The following is a 24,293-nucleotide window of genomic DNA, read 5'->3' on the forward strand; positions in this document are numbered from 1 at the left end:
TCCTCCTTTCATTCATCAAAAATATTTATCCATTATTTTACAACATATCACTCCAACTATTGCCGCTATAGTAGTGGTAATCACAGCTGGTATTATTGTTTCCGCAGGATTTTTGGAACCCATGGCAGCCCTAATGGAAATAACTGTGGTAGGCAGAAATTGTATACATGCTGCATTTAATACCAGGAAAAGCACCATATCATCACTGGCTTCTTCTTTTTCATTATTTAAACGACTTAATTCTTTCATGGCTTTTATTCCAAAAGGAGTGGCTGCATTTGATAGACCCATCATATTAGCAGTGATATTCATAACTATTGCTCCCATCGCTTTTTCATCTTTAGCAGCTTTTTTAAACAATAGTTTTAATATTGGCTTCATAAGCTTGGCTATTTTATACGTAAGCCCACTCTTTTCTGCTATTTTCATTATTCCACACCACAAGCACATTATTCCCACAAGGTTTATTATAAGCTTCACTGTTGAATCTGAAGAAGCTATAATAGATTTAGATATTTCCGCGCCTCTGCCGCAGACAATACCAAATATTATTCCAAAAGCCAAAATAAAAAACCATATAATATTAATCATAATTAACTCACTTTCTATCCTTAAAATTGTTATAAAAAATTATTTTACTTTTATATAATTAATATATGATAGTTGTTATACATAAAATTCCTATTTAAAATATGTAAAATTTATATTGAAAATATTTTTTAAGAGTGTTAGTATTTTTGATATGATGTTTTTATCCAAATGCAGCAATCAGCTAATACGCGCCTGGATAAGTTCTTCTAAGATTCAGGTGGAGAATAGCATTTCTTATGAGCAAACTTCACTCAAAACTGAGAATCACTTGATGGGAGGTCAAAAATGATATTTAACGATATAATGAAATACATAGAAAGTGAATATTCAATTATAAATTATACTCCTTGTAAAGTATGCGGTGGCAATTATATAGTAAAATATTCAAATGAAATTTTAATTGATGATATTCCTTATGATATATGTCACTGTGTATGTTCAAGCTGCGGTTATGAAAAGATTTTTCAATTTTGTGCACCTTTTGTAAAAGGAACTCTCCCTGTAAATATAAGAGCTATATTAAATTAAAAACTTTAATCTTAGAATAAATAAAAAACCACTATGAAGCTTAATTAGCTCATAGTGGTTTTTATATTATTAAAATTTTATTTTAATCTAGGTATTTCAAATTTCAATGCAGTATTAGAATTTGAAGATATGGCCTTTATTCCATTTACTATATTCGGAATTTGTTTATATGCCCAAGCTATGTCTGTAGCATATTGATGCTCCCCTGGATCCTCAGGGTTCCATCTCATCTTATAAAGTGTGTCTTGATTTTTTTCAGGGTTATTTATATACTGGGATGCTATCCATGCTGCTCCCCCTGAAAGAGCTTCTTCTGGAGTAAACCACCCCTCGGCATATGCTTTTTCGGTGCCGTTAATTAGTGGGTTATCATCAGTAGCTCCTATGCCAAAAAAGTTATATACTGGTTCTCCATGCACATAGTTACCGCTGTCATCAACAGCTCCTCCTGTAGCCAATTCTGAAGTTCCATATCCCGTCTCAAGCATTGCATGAGATATTAGGTAGGCTACGCTTACATTATTTTTCTTGGCTGCATCTAAAAATGTTTGTCCCATTCCTTCAAAAATTCCTTTCCCTTTTAAGTAACTATTTAAATCATCTACTGTAATTCCTTCTGAATATGTAAGTTTTAAAAATTGATATTTTCCATAGCCATCTAGAAAATTATCTGGATTGACATAATACTTTATTTGATTTTTAGTTGCAGCATTATCCATTATACTGGTCTCTACAAAAACTGGCTTGCTATATGAATTAAACTGTTTCTGTACCATATCATCTAAAGTTATACCATATTCCACGTATTCATTGTTATCATTATTAACACTATTAACACACCTAAAATAATTTACTATGTAATTATCATAATCTGTATTTATATCCTTATGTGCTCCTGTTACCCCCTGTCTCTTCACATATATAATCACCTTGTACTTTTCTCCATTAGTTCCTGAACTCAATGTACTTAGCGCCGTTATTTTTCCCTCTACTGCAGTAGTATATCCTTTAGTAAGTTCTGTATATACTCCACTTTCTCCCGATTGTTTATTCACAAAAACCCTGTATTGAACATTTGATGTATCAGAGTTTACTAAAAATCCCTGATATTGAGATGACAGTAAAGGTGTATATTCAAATTTACTGGAAGTTATTTTTGGAAGTCCTGAATAACTTGTACCATCTGAATACTCATTTATCGTTGTAAATTCCAAACTTGCTGGACTGGATAGGCTTTTACCCGAAATTGATTGAAGTCCTGTTCCTATAACTAAATTATATGTCTCACCAGGATCATATCCTGATACTCTAGGACTTATTATTATAGTACTTAAATCACTTCCTTGGGTTATTACCACAGGTACCTGAACATTGTTTTTATCCATAACCTTTATATTAGTATTATTTACAGTAGTTGATTTCAATTCAATGTTAAATTTAACAGTCCACTCTTTATTAGTATTAATGTCTACCCTAGGTTCCGTCAAAGAAGAATCTGCATGTACCTTGAATTGAGAAAATGTTATAAAAAATAACATCACTAAAATAAGTGCTTTTACTCTCTTTTTCAAAACTACACCTCCTAAAAATACAATTAAAAATTTTACTTAATTTGAAACTTCATAATGACTATTTGTCAGCCTTCTTTTAAATTCATCCATATTGTGATTATTACTCACATATACTCTATTTAGAGTATATAATCCCTGATCTTTATTGGACCATCCTCCTACGGTAGTAAAGGCCATATTATATCCTGCTGATTTTACAGCTTTCAAAGTATTTTCATTCCATTTTCCATAGGGATATGCAATATATTTTACTTCTTTACCTAAAATCCTTTCTAGAAATTCTTTTGAATCTTTGAGAGTCTTTATTTGAGCATCATAATCCAAACTATTTAAATTATCGTGATTTACAGTATGACTTTCAATACTTATATTACAGCTGGACATTTCTTTTAATTCATTAGAAGTTAAAAAATTCTTTTCTTTATCTATAGTACTTGTAATTACAAATATAGTAGCTTTAAAACCAAATTCTTTTAATATAGGAAAAGCATTTTCATAATTATCTTTATAACCATCATCAAAAGTTATAATTACAGATTTATTAGGTACTGGGTTATTGTTCACTAAAAAATTATAAAATTCATCTAAACTAAGTGTAGTGTACTTATTATCCTTTAAGTATTGCATTTGCTGTCTAAATTTTTCTTCTGAAATTCTAAGCTCATTTCCCTTTTCATAATCTATAGAATGATAATATAATACAGGGATAGATTGTGAATTATATATTAAATTACCTTCTATAGATTGAGTGTCTTTATCTACAACTTCGTTAGTATATTGTTTTTCCTTGTGACTTTCAATCTGGTTAGAATTTAAGTTTTTAGTTATATCACTTTTTTTTTTCCATCTGTAAATAAAAATGCAATTTTATAAATCACAAATATTCCAGACAAAATAAATAATATTATCATTAATTTAATTAAAATTTTTCTAATATTATTTTTCATTTTTTCACTTCCCTGTTAAAATATACTTAATATTTTATGAATTATACACATTATCCACAAACAACTGTGGACAACTTCTTATTTTTATAATTACCATAACTTTTAAAATTTTATATACATATACACTATTACTATAAAATCTTTATTTAATGTAGATTATACTAAAAAATTATTAATTTGTCTAAATTTAATTAAGTACACATAAAACACAGAAGAGAATATTTATTAACAGTCTCCATCTAAATATGAAAATATCCTGACATTTTAAATAAATATATTTATTTAAAATAGTAGTAACTAAATTACACCCATTACCATATAATATTAATACCCACACAGTTACAAAGCTCATATATTAGAACTAACATTTCCTCGTACAAAAAATATACCTTTTTATCTCAAAAAATTAAGAGGAATATATTTCCTCTTAATTTCTTTAATTTACTGACTTCAAATAGGTTTTTTTCTAAAATAATTTTTATATTTCTTATAATTTTATTAACATTTGTTTGAATTTATGCTATTATTTAAATAAGTAAATATTTTATGAAAGGTGGGGTTATTTATGAAAGATAACGTTACCAAAGTAGATTTTTCAAAAAATAAAAGAACTGAAAAAAAGACATTACTTATTTCAATAAAAAGATTTTTTATTGGTCTTTTCAGTTCCAAAAATGCCAATAAAGAAGATAATAAAATAATTCCATATTCTCGTTATATATCCTAGGTGCTGATGACGCACCTTTTTTATTTCATATATATAAAATATACTAAGAATGGAGGATTTACTATGAGAGTAGGACTTGGCTATGACGTACATAAATTAGGTTATAATACACCGCTTATATTAGGTGGTGTAAACATCCCTTTTAACAAAGGATTGATTGGACATTCTGACGCCGATGTACTTGTTCATGCAATAATGGATGCTTTATTAGGAGCTTTATCTTTAGGAGATATAGGAAAACATTTTCCCCCTAGCGATATGAAATACAAAAATATATCTAGCCTCAAATTATTAAATTATGTATCAAATCTAATAAAAAGGAAAGGATATTCTATAGGCAATATAGATTCCACTATAATAGCTGAAGAACCCAAGTTATTTCCTTATATACCTGACATGAGATTAAATATAGCTAAAATCTTAAAAGTAGATACATCTATAATAAGCGTAAAAGCTACTACTGAGGAAGGTCTAGGATTTACAGGTAAAAAAGAAGGAATAGCTGCTCAAAGCATATGCTTATTATATAATAATTTAAAGCAACCTATAGATTTCTAATTTATTCTAACTTTATATATTGTTAAAAACTTCCTTAATTATAAACTCTGACAAAAGCCACAAGGAAGTTTTTAACAATTTTATTTTTCTTCATAATTATTTACTATATTTTGAACTAACTTTTTAATTGCACTTGCTTGACAAATTAAAGACATTACCATGAAAAAAACCATTATTTTTTCTTCTTCATGAATTTTTAAATCCATACCTTTTACTATACTCTGAAATTTATTTTCATTAAAATATTCCTTTTCTATTAAGTTTTCAAAGCTATCCTCCTGCAGATCAGAAAATATCTTATATGCGTTTTCCCATGATATTATATCATCTTCTCCATTATTTATTTCATTAAATGCTAACCTAAATACTTTTTTTATCTCCTCCGTAGTTAATATAGGCCTCATATAACTCAATAAAGTGAGCTGAACTAAATGAACTTTGGTATAACCTCTTTTTTTTCCGTCCTCCGGTTTAGATATAACTTCATTTTTTATATAATTTTGCACTATATTATTAGTATATTTTTCTCCTTTAAATTTATCATTTAAATAATCTGTTACCTGAGATAAAAATAGATCATATCTTGGTAAGTCTTCATAGGGTACTATACTATTATCTGATATGTTTTTAGCAATCTTATTTATATATTCTATTCCAAACTTATGTTCATTCAACATTAACATCCTCCAAACCAATGTATTTCTACAAAAAATTCAAAACATTAAACCATATATATATATTATATTGTATACACATGTTGTTTACAAATCAAACATTCTATAAAAATATAAGATTTCATTAGAATATCTTAGATATGCAGTATTATTCTACTCTAAATAAGTTAATATTATACTTGTTATATGTTATAATATACTATATACTAAATTGTGTACAGTGTTGAACATATTATGTTACTATTATAGTGGAAAACATATATTGTTTTAGGTATCTATTCATTAATCAACGAATAGCTAAAGATGCCTAAAGAGGGAGGTGTGTAAAATTAAGTTAAATAAAAAATATTTTATCATATCTCTGTTACTTACTTTTTTATTTTTATGGGTATACGTTGTTACTCCACAATTGATTACTTTAAGAACAACTACAGATTCTATTACTGTACATGCTAAAAGTTCAAAATCCAGAAGTTCTTCTTCAACTAGAAGTACTTCAAAATCTTCTGGAAATAGCTTTAAATCCAGTAATTTCTCTTCACCTAAATCTAGTACTAGTAGTAGTTCTAAAAGTAATACTAATTCTAGTTCCAAAAGTAGCACTAGTGGAGATTTTAAATCCGGAAGTTTTTCTTCGCCTAAATCCAGTACTAGTTCTAATACTAATAATAGCTCTAATTCCAGCAATAGCTCTAGTGGAGACTTTAAATCTGGCAATTTTTCTTCATCTAAGTCCAGTAGTAGTTCTAATACATCATCTGCTAATAATAACTCACAATCTAGTAAAGGCTATACCGATGAAAAAAAACGATCTATTTTACCTATACCCATCCCTATATTTTGGGGCAATAACCACTATACAGGTAACAGCAGCAGTCTTTTATCAAGTTTCTTCTGGGGTTTTGTTAAATTTATAATATTTATTATTATATTAATATTTATCATCAATATAATAAAAAAGCACAAAAGAAATAAAAAATAAATTGTAGGAGGATTTTTATGGGAGTATTAAAAAGAATATCTAATATTTTTAGGGCAAAGGTAAATGACACTTTAGACGGGATAGAAAATCCTATTGAATTACTTGACCAAAAACTTAGAGATATGGAGGACAGCCTAAATAAAGCTAAACTGTCTTCTGCCCAAATACTAGGTAATGTACATGAGATTAAGAAAAAAATGGAGGATTCGAAAAGAATATCTTTAGAATTTGATGAAAAAGTTAAACTTGCCTTGAGTAAAAATAATGAAGAATTAGCTAAAAAGGCTCTGGAGCGAAAATTAGAAGCTGATAAAACTTATACCTCTTTAGAATCAAGTTATAAAGATGCCTGTGAAAAAGCTGAAGCAATAAAAGCTAAGTTAAAAGAATTGGAAGAAGAAATTAGGAAAACTAGAGCATATAGAGACGAAGCTGCCGCAAGATTTAACAATGCTGAAGCCTCTAAAAAAGTAAATGAAATATTAGCAAATGTAGAAACAGGTGGTAATAAAATAAATATGGAGGACATTGAAAGAAAGATTCAGAAAAAGGAAGCTTTAGCTGAAGGGCTTGGCGATTTAAGGCAGGAAGACTCCCTAGAAAAAGAATTTGAAAAATTAGACGAAATCAATATAGATGAAGAATTAAAAAAATACAAGCAAAATTAGGTGATACCATGGGAAAAACAGATCAGTTTATAAAAACAGAAAAGGATAAATACGGAAAAATATTTGTAGATATAAACTACGCTATAAGTTCTGTTTCTCCTTTTTTGGACAAGGACACTTTAGATATAAGAAAATATGCAGCTAAAATATCAATCTTAAAAAAATATATAGATTTAATTGAAGAAACAGAAAGGGAATTTAAAAATACGAGCTTCTTAAATAAATTAAAAGGTACTAAGTATATATCTCCAATAAAAGACTATAAAAATGATAATTATGACTCTCTATTACAACTTGAAAAATGTTCTACTTGTGAATGCTTAAACTGCACGGCACCCTGTAATTTCGATAGTTGCCTTGGATGTAAATCCGCTTCTAAAATTGTATATTGTGATAGAAAAAGAATAAATGCTTCAAAATATGATGCTTTCTTTGTAGATTTAATTAATAATAAAACTGGTGAAAATAATAGATATACCGTACTTTCAACTCTTCAAGATGTACAATTAAATAAAAGATATATAATTATCGAAAATATTGCCTTAAAAGAAAAATTCATATTATATTATTATCCTGGAATTTCCGAAGATAGTTATGGAGAAATATCAAATAGCCAAGAATTTGACTTTATAGTTTCAACTTTTCAAGTCATAGAAGAATAAATATCACTAATTTAAAATATTTGTCCACAGAAAACATAAAGTTATCAACAATTTCTGTGGATAACTTATATATATTACATCAAAATTAAAAGAATACTTATTTATATTGTAATTAAGTGTTCAGACTACTAACAAACATGTTTTGTCATCAGTTTTTTGTTTTAGACAAAAAAGATTTTGAATTTTTATGGGGCTGTCACATAATTTAATTATGCAACAGCCTCTTTTATTTTTGTTTTTAGTATACTTCACCACATGGACTTACAGCAAATCCAAGCGCATACATAATAGTGTTTATCTCCCACTTTAGAGAAGGTGGCAGTATTATCTAATTCTAGTGTTCGGATAAATCAAAAGACTCCATATAGACTGTATAATTAATTTTAAATTATTATTATTTAAAATTAATTATTAAAAAATTATAATAACTATTGAATATTATATTTTCTTAGAGTATAATTAAATAAATGATGGGAGCCCTTTATGGCACATACCCATATAAAACCTGTTATTATAAGCATTAAATTCAATAGGTTAATTTATTTTATTTAGGAGGGATACTTATGAAATATACTATAGGTAATAAGCCAGGCAAAGGTAACTATAAATGTACTACATGTGGTGAAATAGTAGTTCTCGAAAAGGATACAGATTTTTTACATCGTTGTCCTAGGTGCCATCGTATAGAATTTGAAAAAATTTAATATTACCAAGTGATTCTTAGATTAATGCAAAAAAAATTTTTAATTATAAATATTAGGGAGGAATAATTATGATAGAAGTTAAGCAAGTATATAAATGTGAAGTCTGTGGAAACATAGTGGAGGTTCTTTATAATGGAGGAGGCACTTTGGCTTGCTGTGGCCAACCAATGAAGCTTATTGAAGAAAATACTGTAGATGCAGCTTCTGAAAAGCATGTACCCGTAATTGAAGAAATAGATGGAGGAGTAGTAGTCAAAGTTGGATCAGTTGAACATCCAATGCTGCCAGAACATTATATTCAATGGATTGAAGTTCACACTGAAAATAAAATTTATAGAAAGTATTTAAAACCAGGAGAAAAACCAGAAGCTACATTTAAATTAGATGAAAAATTAGTAATGGTACGAGAATATTGTAATTTACATGGACTCTGGAAAAAATAATAAAAATAGGAGGTAATTTTTATGGCATCTTTAAAAGGTACAAAAACTGCTGAAAATTTAATGAAGGCTTTTGCGGGAGAATCTCAAGCAAGAAATAGATACACTTATTATTCATCCACTGCTAAAAAGGAAGGTTATGTTCAAATTTCTAACATATTTTTAGAAACTGCTGAAAATGAGAAAGAACATGCCAAAAGATTTTTTAAATTTTTAAATGAAGATTTATTAGGAGAATCTGTAGAAATAAATGCTTCTTATCCAGTTGCTCTGGGAGATACCAAAACAATTCTTAAAGCAGCTGCAAAAGGTGAGAATGAAGAATGGTCGAAACTTTATCCAGAATTTGCTGACGTAGCTGATAAAGAAGGTTTTTCTAATATAGCAGAGGTCTTTAGAAAAATAGCTGAAGTTGAAAAACATCATGAAGAAAGATATTTAGCTTTGCTTAAAAATATAGAAAACAATACCGTATTTAAAAAGCAAAAAGCACACAAATGGAAATGTATTAACTGTGGATATATTTATGAAGGAGTATTTGCTCCTGAAGTTTGTCCTTCCTGTGCACATCCTCAATCATATTTTGAAATATTTATAGAAAACTATTAGTAACTTCAAAAGGAGTATTGCAAAACCACTTTAAAAGGTAGTTTTGCAATACTCCTTTTGTAATCAATATAAATACTTATTTATATCGTAAATAAGTATTCTTTTAATTAAGTTAAATATAAATTTTAGAAGTCTGTGATTTTAAATAATTTAATGCATCTTCTCTAGTAATTATTTCTCCTAAATATCTAAGCCTACGAATACTTTCAATTGCAGTCTTTACCTGAGGTCCTGATTTAACCAGTACTTCGACAACCTCTTCTCCACTTAGAATTTTATTATCTCGTATACTACAATATAATTTATATTCTTTTAACATTTCCTCAATAAATTCTTTAAACCCTGAATTTTTATCTTTTATCTCTAATAACATTTTGGTAGCACAATTATCACAAAACGCAGTAATAATTATTTCTACTACATATCCATCATATTTATTAAAAAATTTATAAAAAGCCTTTTTTCTATTTACAGTTTTATTAGTAAAAATGTTTAATGGATACATATGCCCTTCTACTATATTTTCTATATATTTTACTGCCTTTTTAGATAATTTCATATAATTGCAAAAATCTCTACATATGGCTGCCCCTTTTATTTCATGCTTGTGAAAACTCACTTTATTTCCTACCTTTTTATATACTTCATATTTACCTATATCATGTAAAAAGCATGCTAAAGCTGCATATTCTTTTAATGTAAATTCACCCATTTTAGTATCTAACTTACTAATATCTAAATTTTGAAGATTTATACTGCCATTTAAAATATCCTTAAATATTCCATAAGTTAAATTCAAGTGGGTAAATACATCCTCCACATGATATTTACATTTTCCTATAGTTTTAGATTCTTCTATATAGGGAACTATATTTTTTAATATTCCGTAATTATCAAGAACTTCAAAAGCCCTTCCATATTTATCGTTTTCTATTATAAGCATAAACTCATTAAAAACTCTTTCTTTAGGCAAATCCATTATTTTATCTTTAAATTTTTCAATATTATTCTCAGTTTCTAAATTAAAATGCATTCCCAGAGTTATACAAAATCTGATACCTCTTAATATCCTACACGGATCCTCTTCTAAGCTCCTATCAGTAACATTTTTTAATATCCTACTTTGAATAGCTCTTCTTCCGTAAAAAGGATCTATTATTTTATTATCACTAAATCTTAGCGCTAAAGCATTAATAGTAAAATCTCTATTTCCTAAATCTTCTTCAATAGAATTTCCTTTCATAAGGGATACGTCTATTTTACTTTTATCTTTTATACATCTATATATAGATACACTTTCTTTTATAGGGAAAAATTTATATCCTTTATTTTGAAGCCTACTTATAAATTCATGAATATCCCCATTAAACACAAAATCTGCATCTTTAGGCTGAGAGGCTATATTCATCAATTTATTTCTTATATATCCTCCTACTAAATATAATTCTCCTTCTACTTCATTAATTGTATCTTTTGCATCATAAATAAATTTTTTTATATAATTCAAATTCATCACCTACTCCCCTATTTATTTTATCATACAAGAATACTGAATTTCTACAGATAAAATTTCCTTATTTTAAAATCAGTATATTTTAAATAACTTATTTTAAATTTCGACATATAATATGAATTATCCATTTAGTTACTTTTTTCTTATATATATTTCAAAAATCATCTAATTTTTTCTTTTATTTTATTATTAATCCTAAAATTAAATCATTATAAAATTGTAATTATTATTGACTTTTGTATATTCTGGTAGTATATTAACTTTAGATGGAATTTGATAAGAAATTTGTAAATATATTATGAAAATGTGTTGACTTTTAATGTAATTTTTGCTATTATTTAATTGTATCTATGTCGAATTATGGAATCAAAGGGGGAAAACAAATGAAATCGACAGGTGTTGTAAGAAGAGTAGACGAGCTAGGAAGAATTGTTATTCCTATAGAATTAAGAAGAACTCTAGACATCGCTGAGAAGGATGCCTTAGAAATATATGTAGATGGCGAACAAATCATATTGAAAAAATATGAACCTGCATGTATTTTCTGTGGGGATGCACGAGATGTAGTAAACTACAGAGGCAAAAATATTTGCAAAAGCTGTCTAAATGAATTAAAAGAAGGAAGATAACAATCACATAAAAAACTGACATCGAAATTTAGATGTCAGTTTTTTATTTCTTTTTAATGATTAATATACTTATAAAACATCACAGCTAAACTCCTTGTGGTACAAAATAAAGCTAACTATGTATATATGCTTCTATTCTGACTATATATTCTATGTGTATGTTATTATCTAACTCGTCTTCCCCCACTAAAATCAGATCTAGCATCCAAAGATGATATCTTCACTACATCTCCTGTCTTAGGTGCATGAATATACGCTCCATCACCCACATATATTCCAACATGGTGTGCAGGGTAACCAAAAAATACTAAATCTCCCGGTTCAAGTTCACCCCTGGATACAGCTGTGCCTGTATTTTGCTGATCTTGTGAAACTCTTGGAAGACTAATTCCAAAATGTGCATATACATACTGAACTAAACCTGAACAATCGAAACCTGAAGGAGATGTTCCTCCCCATACATATGGAACTCCTAAAAAATTAGAAGCATATGCAACCACTGCACTAGAGGATACTAATTGTTCTCCTCCTCTTGAAACACTTATACTGGAACTTCCATCTGAATTTGTGATTCTTGGAGCGGAATCCCTCATCTGCTGTACATTATTTGATGCCGTGGCTATTAATTGTGAAGTACTAGTATCTACCGCTTTAAGAGCTTCTTCTTTTTTATTTAAATCCGCTATTAAATTAGTTTGAGTGTCTTTGTCACTACTAAGCTTGTCCAGTTTTTGTTCATTTTCAGTCTTCAGTGCCAAAAGTCTATTATTCTCACTATCTAATTTTTGCTTGTCCTTATCTAATTGTTCCTTTTTATCTGTTAAACTGCCTATAACTTGTTTATCAAAACCCATTATCTTTTTTATATTATCTATTCTGGATATAAAATCATTCAAATTATCTGCATCAAGTATAACACCAAGATAACTATCCATGCCATTTATATACATGACCTTTACTCTCTTGTTAAATAACTCCTGCTGACTTTCTATATTTTTCTCCGTAGTTGCTATAGTCTCCTGAGTCTTTTTTATATTATCTGAAACTTTAGCAATATCCTTTTTATTTTCATCAACCTTCTGCATAACTTGTACTATTTCATTGTCTAATTTTTCAACTTTAATTTCTAACTGTTGTTTTTCCTGTTTAATTTCAGCTAGTGAATTTGAACTGCCAGGTGCCGCTAGTACATTTCCAGTTATTGATAATGACATTGCTAGGGCAATTACAACAGATAATGTCCTTTTATTCAATATTTCATACCTCCTTGTAAAATATTTAACAAATTTCTCTCCTAATATACATAAGCAGAGTACATGTTTTACTCTAAATTATGGGTTTAGAGCCTCCTTTAAACAAAACTTAAAACCATACCTAATTGATATTAAGTATAGTTTTAAATTTAACATGTGTATATTATATCATTAAATTGGAATACTTCTCAACGCTTATATTAAATTTTCTTAATAAAAATTAAATTTTTACTGCAAATCCATAATTTTTATTGATAAACTCATTATTTTTTGTTGTATTTTTTAATAAAATAATAACTATATAAGATATTATTTTTATTATTTCATTTTAATTTCATATTTTTGCTATTATAAATTAATAGAATATTTATAAATTTGAGATTTACAAATATTTCTGTCTTTGGCCACTTTTTTTACGGCTTCTTTTTTATTTAAACCTTTTTCAATATACATTCTTATGTGATCTTCTATGGACAAATCCACCCATTTTTCCATTTGTTCTTTTAAAAGTTCTCTTTTATCCCTACCTTCTATTACAAGAACAAATTCTCCTTTTATGCTGCTTTCTGAATAATATTTTATAGATTCTTCTATAGTAAATCTTAATATTTGTTCATAAACTTTAGTAAGCTCTCTACATATAGCTATACGCCTGTTATCTAAAATATCTTTCAGAATCTCTAAAGTATTTATTAGTCTATGTGGAGATTCATATATTATAAGAGTTTCACTTCTATCTTTTACACTTTGTAAAAAAGTTCTTTTGTCCTTATTTTCTCGAGGTAAAAATCCCATAAATATAAATTGAGAAGTATCCATACCCGAATAGACTAAGGCTGTGGTTACAGCAGTAGCACCAGGTAATACTTCAAAATCTATCCCTTCTTCTATACATTTACGTACAATGATGTTTCCCGGATCTGATATTCCCGGAGTACCTGCATCACTTACCAATGCTATATTTTTTCCATCTTTTAGTTTTTGTATTAACAATTCACTCTTATCATTTTCATTATATTTATGATAGCTCATAAGAGGTCTTTTTATATTAAAATGATTCAATAATTTTAAACTCTGCCTGGTATCTTCTGCCGCTATCAAATCTACATTTTTAAGTGTATCTAAAGCCCTTAAAGTAATATCTTTTAAATTTCCTATAGGAGTTGCTACTAAAAAAAGTTTACCCATATTTAACCTCTCCTCCTATCTTCCATATATTTCATTAATTTCTTCACTATAACTTCCATCTAACTCACGTATATATATAGGCACACCCCATTTTAAAAATCGCCCTCCATTATTTTGTCCTTCTATAAGCACCATGTTAGGAGCTTTATTTATACTGGGTTGAACCATTCTTATGAATTTAGGTTCTATCCCATGCTGTCTCATAGTACAAATAATATCTGCCATTCTATCCGGTCTATGTATCATATAAAATTTACCATTATCTTTTAACACGGCTTTCGCTGCCCTTATAACATCTTCTAATTCACAACATATTTCATGTCTGGCAATAGCATTTTTTTCTTTTGAATTTATTATTCCAGAACCTTTTAATTTATAAGGTGGATTAACTGTAACTACATCTGCTTTAGGTATACTCTTTAAATAATTTAAATCTTTTAAATCCTTATTAATAAACTCTATGATATTCTCCATATTATTGAACTTCACAGTTCTTATGGACATCTCTACCATATCTTTTTGTATTTCTATACCTATTATTTTACTTGCCTGTGTTTTTCCGGATAATATAAATGGAACTATTCCCGTACCACTACATAAGTCAATTATCCTAGCTCCCCTTTTTACTCTAGCAAAATTAGCAAGAAGTACCGCATCTACCCCAAACCTAAAAGCATCTTTTTTTTGTATAATACATAATCCTTTCAATTGTAAATCGTCTAGAGTTTCATTATCTTTTAATAAATTATTATTCACATAAATACCTCATTTTTGAATTGATATTTTTAATTATGATTTAAATATTCTTCATTGTCAAATACTCATAAATTTATATATAAAAATTCCAGGATATATACTCCTGGAATTTTTGAGTGTTATACTATTCTATTTATTAATGGAATTACTATTAATACCATTTTCCTCAACTGCATTAAATTTGCTATTTAATATAACTATATCAACTCTTCTATTCTTAGCTTTGCCTTCATCTGTGGAGTTATCTCCCACAGGTCTATATTCCCCATAGCCAATTGCAGATAATTTTTCTGGTTCAATTCCAGCATTTTTTATAAGAAACTCAGTGACATTAGATGCCCTATCACAGGATAACTTCCAATTAGAAGAATATTGATTATTACTAATAGGGATGTTATCTGTATGTCCTTCTATCCTCATATAGTTCCCAAGTTGATTTAAAATTTTACCTATTTCTACAAGCTTTTGCTGAAACTCCGGTTTTATATCAGCTCTTCCCGTATCAAATAGCAAAGTATCGTTCATACTTACAATAAGTCCTCTTTCATTTATGCTGGTAGATACACTTCCACTCATTTCACTATTTTTCAGATATTTATCCACTTCTGATTTTAGTTCAGATAATTTCTTTTCCTGATCATCTGTATCAGTTTGCTGTGTTTCTTCAGGATCTACAGTTTCTTTTATACTTGAAGTATCATCACTTCCTATTACACTTTTTCCTCCACCCATAGACATCTTTAAAGACTCTGCTACCTGCTTATATTTAGATGCACTTATATTGCTCATAGAATACATTACAACAAAAAATATCATAAGTAAAGTTATTAAATCGGAATAAGTAAGCAGCCATCTTTCTGAATTTTCTTCTGCATGCTTTTTTTTCTTTTTCATAATTGCTGTTTACCATCCATTTCTTCAAATCTAACTAATTCTTCTTTATTTAGAAAGCTCTTCAATTTCTCTGCTATGGTATTCGGATTTATTCCTTCTTGTATGTATAATATTCCTTCAACTATCAAAGTTTTTTCTTTTACTTCTTTATCATCGAGCACATTTAATCTATTAGCTATAGGAAGCCATATAATATTTGCAGCGCCAATACCATATAATGTTGCCAAAAACGCTACTGCTATCTTAGGTCCTAATGTAGATGGATCTTCTAAATTACCCAAAACATGAACTAGTCCCATAACTGTACCTACTATACCCATAGTAGGAGAATATCCACCCGCACTTTGAAATACGGCTGCTCCCTGTCTATGTCTTTCTGAGGTAGATTCTAATTCTAACTCCAATATGCTCCTAACTGCTTGAGGATCTACTCCATCTACCACAAGTTGTAATCCTTTTTTTATGAAAGGATCTAGATTAGGATCACTAGATATTTCTCCTTCTAAACTTAAAAGCCCATTTTTCCTGGTTCTATAAGATACATCTTTAAAATAGGATATTAAAGAAGGCAACTCCGTTTTTGGAGGACTTATCATAACTTTAACCATTTTTGGAATTCTTTTTAGCAACTCTAAAGGAAAAGACACCCCCACAGCCCCAATTGTTCCACCAAATACTATCATAGCTGCTGTAGGCCCCAAAAGAGCTGAAAGATGTCCTCCATCTAGTATGAATCCCCCACCTAGGGCTAATAGTCCAAAAATTAAGAATAAAATAACAGATATATCCATATTATACCTCCATTTAATGCATTTTGCTACTAAAACTCTTATTTGAATCCTTTCACCTATATTTTATTAATCGGTTAAAATGACCTACTCTTTATACAATGTTTTATGTATTTATAGATATAAGAATATAGAACTTTATCCAAATATATAAACTCTACCTAAGCCTAAGAATTACTTGATGCTTGATATAAAAACTTGTCCCAAAATTAAAAAGACTACCCTAGGCAGCCTTTTTAAAAGTAACTCTAATCATTTACACTAGTCCGCTTGAACTGGTGCTCCTACAGGACAGACACTAGCACAGCTTCCACAATCTATACATGTACCATCATCTATTAAAAATTGAGTATCTCCTTGACTTATGCATTCAACTGGACATTCTGAAGCACATGCTCCACAATTCATACATGCATCTGTAATTTTATATGCCATTATACTACACCTCCTTAGATTTTAAGAATCAATATGTTTTTATATCCTATAACATTTTATCATATTTATTATAATTTTTAAAGATAATTTTAGAACACCGCATAACCCACATCTTCAAGACATTGTATTATTTTATCTTCTGTTATGAAGTAATCATCATATACTATACTTACCTCACATTTTTGTGTATTTATCTGACATGCTATTACTCCCTCATTATTAGAAATAGCTTTTCTTATATTATTTACATCTCTATTATTACGTATATTAGGAATTTTAAATACAGATTTCATACACTAACCCCCTAGTCCTCATTAAATAAGTGTTTAATTATATCCTCATCTTCAGCTTCTTCTATATCAATCTTTATTTCATCCTCATTTATATTTCCTTCAAATCCCCCAGATATCATGTGAATATCATGTATAGATATATCCTTTATCACATCTTCTCCATCTTTAACTCTTATTTTTACTTTAATCATCTCTTTCACCACAGAATTACTTGTAACTTCCCCCTGTCCATATGATGTATCCACAATGGAACCTACCTTAGGTAATTTCTTTCTTATCCTTTCGTAAGTATCCTGTTCATAATTTAAACAGCACATAAGCCTTCCACACATACCTGATATTTTTGTGGGGTTTAAGGACAAATTTTGTTCTTTAGCCATTTTTATAGAAACTGGCACAAAATCTCCTAAAAAAGTAGAACAGCACATGGTTCTGCCACAAGGTCCAAGACCTCCCACCATTTTAGCCTCATCTCTTACTCCTATTTGTCTAAGTTCTATTCGGGTTCTGAATATTGAAGCAAGATCTTTTACCAATTCTCTAAAATCTACTCTTCCATCTGCAGTAAAATAAAATATAACTTTATTATTATCGAAAGTATATTCTACATCTATAAGTTTCATTTTCAGATCATGCTGTTGTATTTTTTCAATACATACTTTAAATGCTTCACTTTCTTTTTCCTTATTTTCATTATGTTTTTTTATATCTTCTTCTGTAGCCACTCTCAATACATTTTTAAGTGGTGAAACTATATTACTTTCATTTATAGCCTTAGGAGCTATAACACATTTGCCAAATTCTACCCCTCTAGCCGTTTCCACTATTATGTTGTCATATTTTTTTATATCTAAATTATCCGGTGAAAAATAATATATTTTTCCAGCCTTTTTAAATCGCACTCCTACAACTGTTACCATGTTTTATTTATACCTCCTGCATTTTCATCAGCATAGAATCAAAAACCAAGGTTGAATTTACATTTTTATCTAACTTTTCTCTAATACTTCCTATAATATCAATAATAGCATTTAACTTATTAAATGAAAACATTTCTCCTATATCTTTTAGCTCTTGAAACTTATCCCTATTTATAATTAAATCACTATTACCCGTTTCCTTATATATGAGAACATCACGTATATAAGACAACATACAGGTAAGTATCTCTTCCCAATTATCTTTTTCTTTAAATAAGCAATTAGGAAATTCTAAAGTAATGTTTATATCTTCATCATATAATTTCTTAAATATTTTTATAGTTATATTCCTTATTTCTTTTAAAACTGAACTTGAAATAAATTTTTCTGCTCTTCCAGGTATACCATCACTAAAAGCCATAATAGAATTTAATTCTTGTTCATATAATCCAGGGAATTTATTATTCAAAAATTTTTTCATATCTTTTGAATTTAGCCTATTAAGTTTATATATCTGACATCTGGATTTTACTGTGTCTAAAATTCCATCCAGTTTTTCACACAATAGTATAATGAAACTTCCTTTTGGTGGTTCTTCTATAGTTTTCAATAATGCATTCTGAGCAGTTTCCGTAATTTTATCAGAATTATATAGTATTATTACTTTTTTGTCACCTTCATATGGTTTTTTATTAATCTCCTCTATTATATATTTTATTTCTTCTATACCAATAGATTTTTTATTTTTAAATAACTTAAGTTCTATTATATCTACATATTGTTTAATTTCATTTTTACCTAGTATTTTTATGGCCAATTCTTCAGCAAACAAACTCTTTCCAAGTCCATCTTCTCCTACAAAAATACTAGCATGAGAAAGTCTATTCAGTTTTATAGAATTTTCTATCTGAGATTTTATCATGTCATGACCTATTATCCTATAAAAACTCACCCTTAAATTTACCTCCTAGATTTTAATAAACTTATCCACATCTACTACAAATATATTTGCTCCTCCAACTTCTATTTCCATGGAATAAGGCATATATATCCCTGTAGCACTTGCAACCGAAGAAGGAGCAGTTATAACTTGTTTTCTAGTTTTACATACCTGTTCAATATAGGCTACCACTTTATCTACGCCATCTTCTTCTACCCCTATCATTAAAGTTGTATTACCTGCTTTTAAAAACCCTCCTGTGGTGGCAAGTTTAGTTACTTTAAATTCATGCTCCGTTAAAACTTTTAATAAATCTCCTGAATCATCATCCTGAACAATAGCTATGATTAATTTCACAAGGCATCCCTCCTTCTGGTTTTATGTGAAAATCATCTGAATTTTTAAAATTAACTTATAATAATTATAGCATAAGTACTTATTTTAATTATATAATCTTATATTAGACTATTTAATACGGGTTATTATATTATTATGTTTTTTACTAAACTATATATATTCTCATGAATTTCATTTACTGTGTTTATTCTATTATTTTCTATACAAGAAATTTTACTCCAACCATATTTATCTGCCACATATACCGCATTATTATATGAATTAATTAAATATTCATAATTACTCTCATGTATATCTTTCTTAGCATTACCTGTAAATTTGTTATTCCTCTCAATCATGAGATTTTTACTATACTCAGGGGGCATATCTAAAAATATCACACAGTCAGGTACTGGCAGCTTAAATATATTGAATTCAAAATCCCACAGCCATTTTAAAAACTTATCCTTTTCTTCTATATTATCAATTTTGGAAGCCTGATGTACCATGTTGGATGTAGTATATCTATCTGATAGAACTATGCCTCCACCTTCATAGAACTTTTTCCACTGTGTTTTATAAGAAGCAAATCTATCTACACCATAAAAAGTAGATGCAACATAGGCACTTACATCTTCAGGATTTTCTCCAAAGTCTCCATTTAAGTACATTTTTACCAAGGCGGATGATTCACTATTATAATTGGGATATTCTACTTTTTTTACACTGTATTTTTCACCTAAAAGTCTATTATAAAGCTTTCTGGTCTGTGTAGCTTTACCACTGCCATCACATCCTTCTATAACTATAAGTTTCCCTTTTAATGATTCCATTTAAACTTCCCCCATTAATTTATTTTACAACTGAAATCTTATTATCTTTTATGCCTACTATAGCCACTCCAGATTTTACATAGTATTTTATAATTTTTAAAATATTTCTATCTATTATCTCCCCCATCAACAATAAAGGTACTCCTGGAGGATAGGGTGTTACATTAACTGCTGATGTTCTTCCCAATGAACTTTCTACATTTATTATCTCCATTTCTGAATTTATAACTTCATAAGGCAATACATCCATTTTGGGCACTTCATACTCCATCATATCTATTCTTTTATATGTAAATTTTTCTAAATTACAATTTTTTAATGCTCTATACAATTTTTCAAATTCTTCTTCTTTATTAAAAGGAGAAAAAATTAATATTACATTAAAATTATCACTCATTTCAGCTTGAATTTTTGATTTTCTTAAATAGTCCAATAATAAATTTGCACTATAGCCTTTTCCCAAATTTATAGTATATCTGGTGGAATCCATATTCCACACATTTGACGGTAAATTTTCATCATATACTAATATATCCTTTTTTCCAATTACATTGAATCCTTTTATAAGATTTATTTTATCCCTATAATATTGGCTTATTTCAATAAGTTTTTCATAATCTTCATGCCCATATTTTTCAAGATAAAATCTGGCATAATCCATAGAACAAAGTGCTATATAAGAGGGACTTGTACTTAAAAATATTTTAGAATAAAAATCAACTTTATCTAAATCCTCTTTATTATTAATATGTAAATAAGCAGTTTGAGTGAAACTTGGCAGTGTCTTATGTACACTTGTAACTACCATATCAGCTCCCATCTTAACTGCACTCTTAGGTAAACTTTTATGAACCCCAAAATGAGCGCCATGAGCACAGTCAACTAAAATTTTCATATTATATTCTCTAGCTTTTTCTATTATAAATTCTAAATTACTGCATATGCCATAATAATTAGGATATGTAATAATTATTCCTTTTGCATCTTTATTTTCATCTAAGGTTTTTAAAAAATGCTCCAAATTTATACAAACAGGAGCATTTAATCTTGTACTTATAATATTTTTTAAATATACGGGATTTAACTTTCTCATAATTATCCCATTAAATACAGAGCTATGACAGTTTCTTTCTACCAAAACTTTATCTCCCTCATTAAAACTGCTAAATAGCATTATCATGTTTCCTGAGGTGCTGCCATTAACCAGAAAATAAGATTTTTTACTTCCATAAAAATCTCTAAGACGCTCGCTGGCATCTAATATTATACTTTTGGGATTATGAAGATTGTCTACTCCATCTACTTCTGTAATATCAAACTTTAAAATATTATCTATAAACTTCCTTCCTATTGAAGTATTAAAAAATCCCCTGCCATTTTTATGTCCAGGCATACAAAATGATATATTATTTTCTTCGATGTATTTTAAAACTCCTTCTAAAAGCGGTAATTCTGACAATGGATTATCTCTCCTTTTATAATAAAACGTACTATAGTTTTTTTTATTCTCTGTTTATAATACTCATAAAAATCTACATTATTTTCTAACTTTAATAATCTTTTTTCACAACTTATACATATTCCTCTACCATATATTATTATACCATTACTCAAAGGCTTTCCGCATATTATACAATACTTTTTTTTCATTCACATCCTCCTAGCAAGTCCTAATTATGAATTAATAAATTAATTTTATCATTTAGATTCTCGCCTTTTAATGTATATAATATTCAATTGAATTTTATTTTATTTTTTTATCCTAATATTATATAATATTCAATTTATCCTTAAATTTATTTTGTCCACATAAATAAATTTAAATTTTAATATAGTATTATTATGTAGATATTAATAATATCATATTCAAAAGTATACTTCATAAGCTATAATGTAAATAGCCATCAACAATCACTTAGCTAAAGATAATAATTATACCATATTTACTTAGGAGGACATTATATGATATCAATTTATAAAACTATAGATACATCAAACAAGTTGCAATCTTTAGACACTATAGAACATGGCTGTTGGATTAATATTATAGCACCTTCTGATGAAGATTTACTTTTAATATCAAAAAAAACTGGTGTTTCACTAGATTTTTTGAGAGCTGCCCTTGATGAAGAAGAAACATCCCGTATAGATACAGAAGATAATAATTTACTTGTAATAGTTGATATTCCTTTTACTGAAATGGAGGTCAATTCTTTAACTTATGACTCCTACCCTCTGGCAATAATTCATACTGAATTTATTTTAATAACTGTTTGTTTAAAAAACAGTAAAATTCTTACAGATTTTATAGCTGGTAAAGTGAAATCATTTTATACCTTTAAACGCTCTAGATTCATATTACAAATACTCTATAGGATAGCAAGTTATTATCTACTTTATTTAAGACAAATAGATAAAAAAAGTGTGATGATTGAACAGAGACTTCATAAATCTATGAAAAACAAAGAATTTATTCAACTTTTATCTTTAGAAAAATCCCTAGTTTATTTTTCTACATCTTTAAAGGCAAATGAAATAACCCTAGAAAAAATGTTAAAATTAGAACTTTTACAAAAATATCCTGAAGATCAGGATATCTTAGAAGATGTTATTATCGAAAATAAACAGGCTATAGAAATGACCAATATTTATAGCAATATTCTAGCGGGAACTATGGATGCATTTGCTTCAGTTGTATCTAATAATTTGAATATAGTTATGAAACTTTTAGCATCTGTAACCATAGTTATGTCTATACCAAATATAATATTTGGTTCTTTTGGTATGAATGTATCCGGCATACCTTTTGGAAAACATACAAATGCTTTTTGGATCATATATGGAGTTACAGCTTTAATTTGTGTTATATCCATAATATTTCTGAAGAAAAAGGATTTATTTTAATTTTGGAAGGTGATAGTTTTGTTAGGGAAAAAGCTAAAAAAAGGAGATACTATAGGAATCGTATCTCCTTCAAGCAGTGAGGAGCCCAAAAAAATAGAAGAAAGCATTAAGTTTTTAGAAAACTTGGGGTTTAACGTTAAAAGTGGAAAACATATTTACGATAGATGGGGCTATCTAGCCGGCAAGGACAAAGATAGAGTACAAGATCTTATGGATATGTTCTTAGACAAAAAAGTAGATATAATACTGTGTATAAGAGGTGGATATGGTGCTATGAGACTTCTTCCTCTTATAGACTTTGATATTATAGAAAAAAATCCAAAAATATTTGCTGGATTCAGTGATATAACTACTTTACTGAATAACATATATCAAAGATGTAATTTAATTACCTTTCACTCTCCTATGTGCAATTCTCAATTTGATTCCTCTACATTAAAAAGCTTTTTAGATACACTGATGTTTGGATATAATCCTTTTACTATAGAAAATACTGATAATATACCTACAGATTATTTTAATGGTGAATATGTTAAAGGAGAGCTTGTAGGAGGTAATCTGTCTTTAATATGCAGTACACTTGGCACACCTTATGCCATAAATACCAAAGACAAAATACTATTTATAGAAGAGGTAGAAGAAGAACCTTATAAGATTGATAGAATGCTTACACATTTGTCTCTAAGTGGAATTCTTCAACAATGTAGAGGTTTCATTATAGGTCAATTTAAAGACTGTGAATTTTCTAAGTATAAAGAGAGCTTAACTTTATCTGAAATATTTGAAGATAGAATATTGAGTCTTAGAAAACCAACTTTAACTAATTTTCAATCTGGCCATTCATATCCTAAAATAACTATCCCAATTGGTGCAGAAGTAGAAATAGATTTGAAAAATGGCAAAATACATTTATCGGAACCCGTGGTAAGATAAAGTAATTTTTAGACTTA

Annotated in this window: 30 protein-coding genes; 11 read left to right on the plus strand and 19 right to left on the minus strand. The window is 28.4% G+C overall.

Annotation, left to right across the window (positions count from 1 at the left end; genetic code table 11):
• Positions 1 to 15 precede the first annotated feature (15 nt).
• Positions 16 to 591, minus strand: a complete 576-nt coding sequence (locus tag BS101_RS21380; RefSeq protein ID WP_012104088.1) for a nucleoside recognition domain-containing protein — start codon at positions 589 to 591, stop codon at positions 16 to 18.
• Between the two features lie 285 nt (positions 592 to 876).
• Here BS101_RS21380 and BS101_RS21385 point away from each other — a divergent pair, with 285 nt between their 5' ends.
• A complete protein-coding gene (locus tag BS101_RS21385; RefSeq protein ID WP_073540828.1) occupies positions 877 to 1,119 on the plus strand; it encodes a metal-binding protein in 243 nt (80 codons plus the stop codon).
• Between the two features lie 77 nt (positions 1,120 to 1,196).
• On the opposite strand, the gene BS101_RS21390 is transcribed toward BS101_RS21385, so the two are convergent.
• Both BS101_RS21390 and BS101_RS21395 read right to left on the minus strand, forming a co-directional pair.
• Entirely contained in the window at positions 1,197 to 2,690 is a 1,494-nt protein-coding gene (locus tag BS101_RS21390) for an N-acetylglucosaminidase (RefSeq protein WP_073540834.1), read from the minus strand.
• Between the two features lie 36 nt (positions 2,691 to 2,726).
• Positions 2,727 to 3,317, minus strand: coding sequence for a polysaccharide deacetylase family protein (locus tag BS101_RS21395; RefSeq protein ID WP_242951355.1), 591 nt, complete (start codon positions 3,315 to 3,317; stop codon positions 2,727 to 2,729).
• A gap of 885 nt (positions 3,318 to 4,202) precedes the next feature.
• Between BS101_RS21395 and BS101_RS23075 the strand changes: the two genes are divergently transcribed.
• A complete protein-coding gene (locus BS101_RS23075; RefSeq protein WP_156876117.1) occupies positions 4,203 to 4,364 on the plus strand; it encodes a hypothetical protein in 162 nt (53 codons plus the stop codon).
• 63 nt (positions 4,365 to 4,427) lie between these two features.
• Positions 4,428 to 4,922, plus strand: coding sequence for a 2-C-methyl-D-erythritol 2,4-cyclodiphosphate synthase (ispF, locus tag BS101_RS21400; protein WP_073540838.1), 495 nt, complete (start codon positions 4,428 to 4,430; stop codon positions 4,920 to 4,922).
• A gap of 80 nt (positions 4,923 to 5,002) precedes the next feature.
• Here the strand turns inward: ispF and BS101_RS21405 are convergent, their stop codons facing one another.
• Positions 5,003 to 5,599 (minus strand): DUF1836 domain-containing protein, encoded by a 597-nt coding sequence (locus tag BS101_RS21405; protein ID WP_073540840.1) that lies wholly within the window; start codon positions 5,597 to 5,599, stop codon positions 5,003 to 5,005.
• A 294-nt stretch (positions 5,600 to 5,893) separates the two neighbouring features.
• Positions 5,894 to 6,313 (minus strand): hypothetical protein, encoded by a 420-nt coding sequence (locus tag BS101_RS23585; protein WP_198039532.1) that lies wholly within the window; start codon positions 6,311 to 6,313, stop codon positions 5,894 to 5,896.
• A 282-nt stretch (positions 6,314 to 6,595) separates the two neighbouring features.
• On the opposite strand from BS101_RS23585, the gene BS101_RS21415 reads away from it, so the two are divergent.
• The 5 genes from BS101_RS21415 (at position 6,596) to rbr (ending at position 9,661) form a co-directional block, all read left to right on the plus strand.
• Positions 6,596 to 7,246 (plus strand): PspA/IM30 family protein, encoded by a 651-nt coding sequence (locus tag BS101_RS21415; RefSeq protein WP_073540857.1) that lies wholly within the window; start codon positions 6,596 to 6,598, stop codon positions 7,244 to 7,246.
• An 8-nt stretch (positions 7,247 to 7,254) separates the two neighbouring features.
• On the plus strand, positions 7,255 to 7,908 hold the full coding sequence (locus tag BS101_RS21420; protein WP_073540859.1) for a DUF1292 domain-containing protein: 654 nt from the start codon (positions 7,255 to 7,257) through the stop codon (positions 7,906 to 7,908).
• 563 nt (positions 7,909 to 8,471) lie between these two features.
• Positions 8,472 to 8,612, plus strand: coding sequence for a zinc ribbon-containing protein (locus BS101_RS21425; protein ID WP_073540861.1), 141 nt, complete (start codon positions 8,472 to 8,474; stop codon positions 8,610 to 8,612).
• A gap of 68 nt (positions 8,613 to 8,680) precedes the next feature.
• Positions 8,681 to 9,055: a desulfoferrodoxin gene (locus tag BS101_RS21430; protein WP_073540863.1), complete on the plus strand. Its 375-nt coding sequence runs from the start codon at positions 8,681 to 8,683 to the stop codon at positions 9,053 to 9,055.
• A 21-nt stretch (positions 9,056 to 9,076) separates the two neighbouring features.
• Positions 9,077 to 9,661, plus strand: a complete 585-nt coding sequence (gene rbr / locus BS101_RS21435; RefSeq protein ID WP_073540865.1) for a rubrerythrin — start codon at positions 9,077 to 9,079, stop codon at positions 9,659 to 9,661.
• A 112-nt stretch (positions 9,662 to 9,773) separates the two neighbouring features.
• Here the strand turns inward: rbr and BS101_RS21440 are convergent, their stop codons facing one another.
• On the minus strand, positions 9,774 to 11,174 hold the full coding sequence (locus tag BS101_RS21440) for an HD domain-containing protein (protein WP_242951356.1): 1,401 nt from the start codon (positions 11,172 to 11,174) through the stop codon (positions 9,774 to 9,776).
• A gap of 383 nt (positions 11,175 to 11,557) precedes the next feature.
• Between BS101_RS21440 and BS101_RS21445 the strand changes: the two genes are divergently transcribed.
• The gene (locus tag BS101_RS21445; RefSeq protein WP_012104103.1) at positions 11,558 to 11,803 is read left to right on the plus strand and encodes an AbrB/MazE/SpoVT family DNA-binding domain-containing protein; all 246 of its coding nucleotides are present in this window, start codon (positions 11,558 to 11,560) and stop codon (positions 11,801 to 11,803) included.
• Between the two features lie 164 nt (positions 11,804 to 11,967).
• On the opposite strand, the gene BS101_RS21450 is transcribed toward BS101_RS21445, so the two are convergent.
• From BS101_RS21450 to BS101_RS21510, 13 genes are all read right to left on the minus strand, one after another.
• Positions 11,968 to 13,056 (minus strand): NlpC/P60 family protein, encoded by a 1,089-nt coding sequence (locus tag BS101_RS21450; RefSeq protein WP_073540867.1) that lies wholly within the window; start codon positions 13,054 to 13,056, stop codon positions 11,968 to 11,970.
• A gap of 348 nt (positions 13,057 to 13,404) precedes the next feature.
• Positions 13,405 to 14,244, minus strand: a complete 840-nt coding sequence (gene rsmI, locus BS101_RS21455; RefSeq protein WP_073540869.1) for a 16S rRNA (cytidine(1402)-2'-O)-methyltransferase — start codon at positions 14,242 to 14,244, stop codon at positions 13,405 to 13,407.
• A 15-nt stretch (positions 14,245 to 14,259) separates the two neighbouring features.
• Positions 14,260 to 15,000 (minus strand): tRNA1(Val) (adenine(37)-N6)-methyltransferase, encoded by a 741-nt coding sequence (locus BS101_RS21460; protein WP_073540871.1) that lies wholly within the window; start codon positions 14,998 to 15,000, stop codon positions 14,260 to 14,262.
• A gap of 129 nt (positions 15,001 to 15,129) precedes the next feature.
• On the minus strand, positions 15,130 to 15,894 hold the full coding sequence (locus tag BS101_RS21465; RefSeq protein ID WP_073540873.1) for an OmpA/MotB family protein: 765 nt from the start codon (positions 15,892 to 15,894) through the stop codon (positions 15,130 to 15,132).
• A complete protein-coding gene (locus BS101_RS21470) occupies positions 15,891 to 16,685 on the minus strand; it encodes a flagellar motor protein (RefSeq protein ID WP_073540875.1) in 795 nt (264 codons plus the stop codon). The genes BS101_RS21465 and BS101_RS21470 overlap by 4 nt, the downstream gene beginning before the upstream one ends.
• Positions 16,686 to 16,943: 258 nt before the next feature.
• Positions 16,944 to 17,117 carry a DUF362 domain-containing protein gene (locus tag BS101_RS21475; protein ID WP_012621042.1) on the minus strand — a complete coding sequence of 58 codons (174 nt, stop codon included), beginning with the start codon at positions 17,115 to 17,117 and terminating at the stop codon, positions 16,944 to 16,946.
• Positions 17,118 to 17,206: 89 nt separating this feature from the next.
• On the minus strand, positions 17,207 to 17,410 hold the full coding sequence (locus tag BS101_RS21480; protein ID WP_073540877.1) for a heavy-metal-associated domain-containing protein: 204 nt from the start codon (positions 17,408 to 17,410) through the stop codon (positions 17,207 to 17,209).
• 11 nt (positions 17,411 to 17,421) lie between these two features.
• Positions 17,422 to 18,330 (minus strand): PSP1 domain-containing protein, encoded by a 909-nt coding sequence (locus BS101_RS21485; RefSeq protein WP_073540879.1) that lies wholly within the window; start codon positions 18,328 to 18,330, stop codon positions 17,422 to 17,424.
• A 7-nt stretch (positions 18,331 to 18,337) separates the two neighbouring features.
• The gene (locus tag BS101_RS21490; protein ID WP_073540881.1) at positions 18,338 to 19,282 is read right to left on the minus strand and encodes a DNA polymerase III subunit delta'; all 945 of its coding nucleotides are present in this window, start codon (positions 19,280 to 19,282) and stop codon (positions 18,338 to 18,340) included.
• Between the two features lie 15 nt (positions 19,283 to 19,297).
• Positions 19,298 to 19,627, minus strand: a complete 330-nt coding sequence (locus BS101_RS21495) for a cyclic-di-AMP receptor (protein WP_073540883.1) — start codon at positions 19,625 to 19,627, stop codon at positions 19,298 to 19,300.
• Between the two features lie 125 nt (positions 19,628 to 19,752).
• Entirely contained in the window at positions 19,753 to 20,439 is a 687-nt protein-coding gene (locus BS101_RS21500) for a dTMP kinase (protein ID WP_073540885.1), read from the minus strand.
• 19 nt (positions 20,440 to 20,458) lie between these two features.
• On the minus strand, positions 20,459 to 21,898 hold the full coding sequence (locus BS101_RS21505) for an aminotransferase class I/II-fold pyridoxal phosphate-dependent enzyme (protein WP_073540887.1): 1,440 nt from the start codon (positions 21,896 to 21,898) through the stop codon (positions 20,459 to 20,461).
• A complete protein-coding gene (locus tag BS101_RS21510) occupies positions 21,877 to 22,089 on the minus strand; it encodes a sigma factor G inhibitor Gin (protein WP_073540900.1) in 213 nt (70 codons plus the stop codon). The genes BS101_RS21505 and BS101_RS21510 overlap by 22 nt, the downstream gene beginning before the upstream one ends.
• A gap of 312 nt (positions 22,090 to 22,401) precedes the next feature.
• On the opposite strand from BS101_RS21510, the gene BS101_RS21515 reads away from it, so the two are divergent.
• Both BS101_RS21515 and BS101_RS21520 read left to right on the plus strand, forming a co-directional pair.
• The gene (locus BS101_RS21515) at positions 22,402 to 23,343 is read left to right on the plus strand and encodes a magnesium transporter CorA family protein (RefSeq protein WP_073540902.1); all 942 of its coding nucleotides are present in this window, start codon (positions 22,402 to 22,404) and stop codon (positions 23,341 to 23,343) included.
• 18 nt (positions 23,344 to 23,361) lie between these two features.
• Positions 23,362 to 24,276, plus strand: coding sequence for a S66 peptidase family protein (locus tag BS101_RS21520; protein ID WP_073540904.1), 915 nt, complete (start codon positions 23,362 to 23,364; stop codon positions 24,274 to 24,276).
• The last annotated feature ends 17 nt before the right edge of the window (positions 24,277 to 24,293 follow it).

Origin of the sequence: Clostridium kluyveri, assembly GCF_001902295.1 — a bacterium.
Lineage (GTDB): Bacteria > Bacillota > Clostridia > Clostridiales > Clostridiaceae > Clostridium_B > Clostridium_B kluyveri_B.

Bases quoted from the DNA above. Each gene is read 5' to 3' on its own strand.
- BS101_RS21380 (WP_012104088.1), bottom strand. From the start codon at position 591: ATGATTAATATTATATGGTTTTTTATTTTGGCTTTTGGAATAATATTT.
- BS101_RS21385 (WP_073540828.1), top strand. From the start codon at position 877: ATGATATTTAACGATATAATGAAATACATAGAAAGTGAATATTCAATT.
- BS101_RS21395 (WP_242951355.1), bottom strand. From the start codon at position 3,317: ATGCAATACTTAAAGGATAATAAGTACACTACACTTAGTTTAGATGAA.
- BS101_RS23075 (WP_156876117.1), top strand. From the start codon at position 4,203: ATGAAAGATAACGTTACCAAAGTAGATTTTTCAAAAAATAAAAGAACT.
- ispF (WP_073540838.1), top strand. From the start codon at position 4,428: ATGAGAGTAGGACTTGGCTATGACGTACATAAATTAGGTTATAATACA.
- BS101_RS21405 (WP_073540840.1), bottom strand. From the start codon at position 5,599: ATGTTGAATGAACATAAGTTTGGAATAGAATATATAAATAAGATTGCT.
- BS101_RS21415 (WP_073540857.1), top strand. From the start codon at position 6,596: ATGGGAGTATTAAAAAGAATATCTAATATTTTTAGGGCAAAGGTAAAT.
- BS101_RS21420 (WP_073540859.1), top strand. From the start codon at position 7,255: ATGGGAAAAACAGATCAGTTTATAAAAACAGAAAAGGATAAATACGGA.
- BS101_RS21425 (WP_073540861.1), top strand. From the start codon at position 8,472: ATGAAATATACTATAGGTAATAAGCCAGGCAAAGGTAACTATAAATGT.
- BS101_RS21430 (WP_073540863.1), top strand. From the start codon at position 8,681: ATGATAGAAGTTAAGCAAGTATATAAATGTGAAGTCTGTGGAAACATA.
- rbr (WP_073540865.1), top strand. From the start codon at position 9,077: ATGGCATCTTTAAAAGGTACAAAAACTGCTGAAAATTTAATGAAGGCT.
- BS101_RS21440 (WP_242951356.1), bottom strand. From the start codon at position 11,174: ATGAATTTGAATTATATAAAAAAATTTATTTATGATGCAAAAGATACA.
- BS101_RS21445 (WP_012104103.1), top strand. From the start codon at position 11,558: ATGAAATCGACAGGTGTTGTAAGAAGAGTAGACGAGCTAGGAAGAATT.
- rsmI (WP_073540869.1), bottom strand. From the start codon at position 14,244: ATGGGTAAACTTTTTTTAGTAGCAACTCCTATAGGAAATTTAAAAGAT.
- BS101_RS21465 (WP_073540873.1), bottom strand. From the start codon at position 15,894: ATGAAAAAGAAAAAAAAGCATGCAGAAGAAAATTCAGAAAGATGGCTG.
- BS101_RS21470 (WP_073540875.1), bottom strand. From the start codon at position 16,685: ATGGATATATCTGTTATTTTATTCTTAATTTTTGGACTATTAGCCCTA.
- BS101_RS21475 (WP_012621042.1), bottom strand. From the start codon at position 17,117: ATGGCATATAAAATTACAGATGCATGTATGAATTGTGGAGCATGTGCT.
- BS101_RS21480 (WP_073540877.1), bottom strand. From the start codon at position 17,410: ATGAAATCTGTATTTAAAATTCCTAATATACGTAATAATAGAGATGTA.
- BS101_RS21485 (WP_073540879.1), bottom strand. From the start codon at position 18,330: ATGGTAACAGTTGTAGGAGTGCGATTTAAAAAGGCTGGAAAAATATAT.
- BS101_RS21500 (WP_073540885.1), bottom strand. From the start codon at position 20,439: ATGGAATCATTAAAAGGGAAACTTATAGTTATAGAAGGATGTGATGGC.
- BS101_RS21510 (WP_073540900.1), bottom strand. From the start codon at position 22,089: ATGAAAAAAAAGTATTGTATAATATGCGGAAAGCCTTTGAGTAATGGT.
- BS101_RS21515 (WP_073540902.1), top strand. From the start codon at position 22,402: ATGATATCAATTTATAAAACTATAGATACATCAAACAAGTTGCAATCT.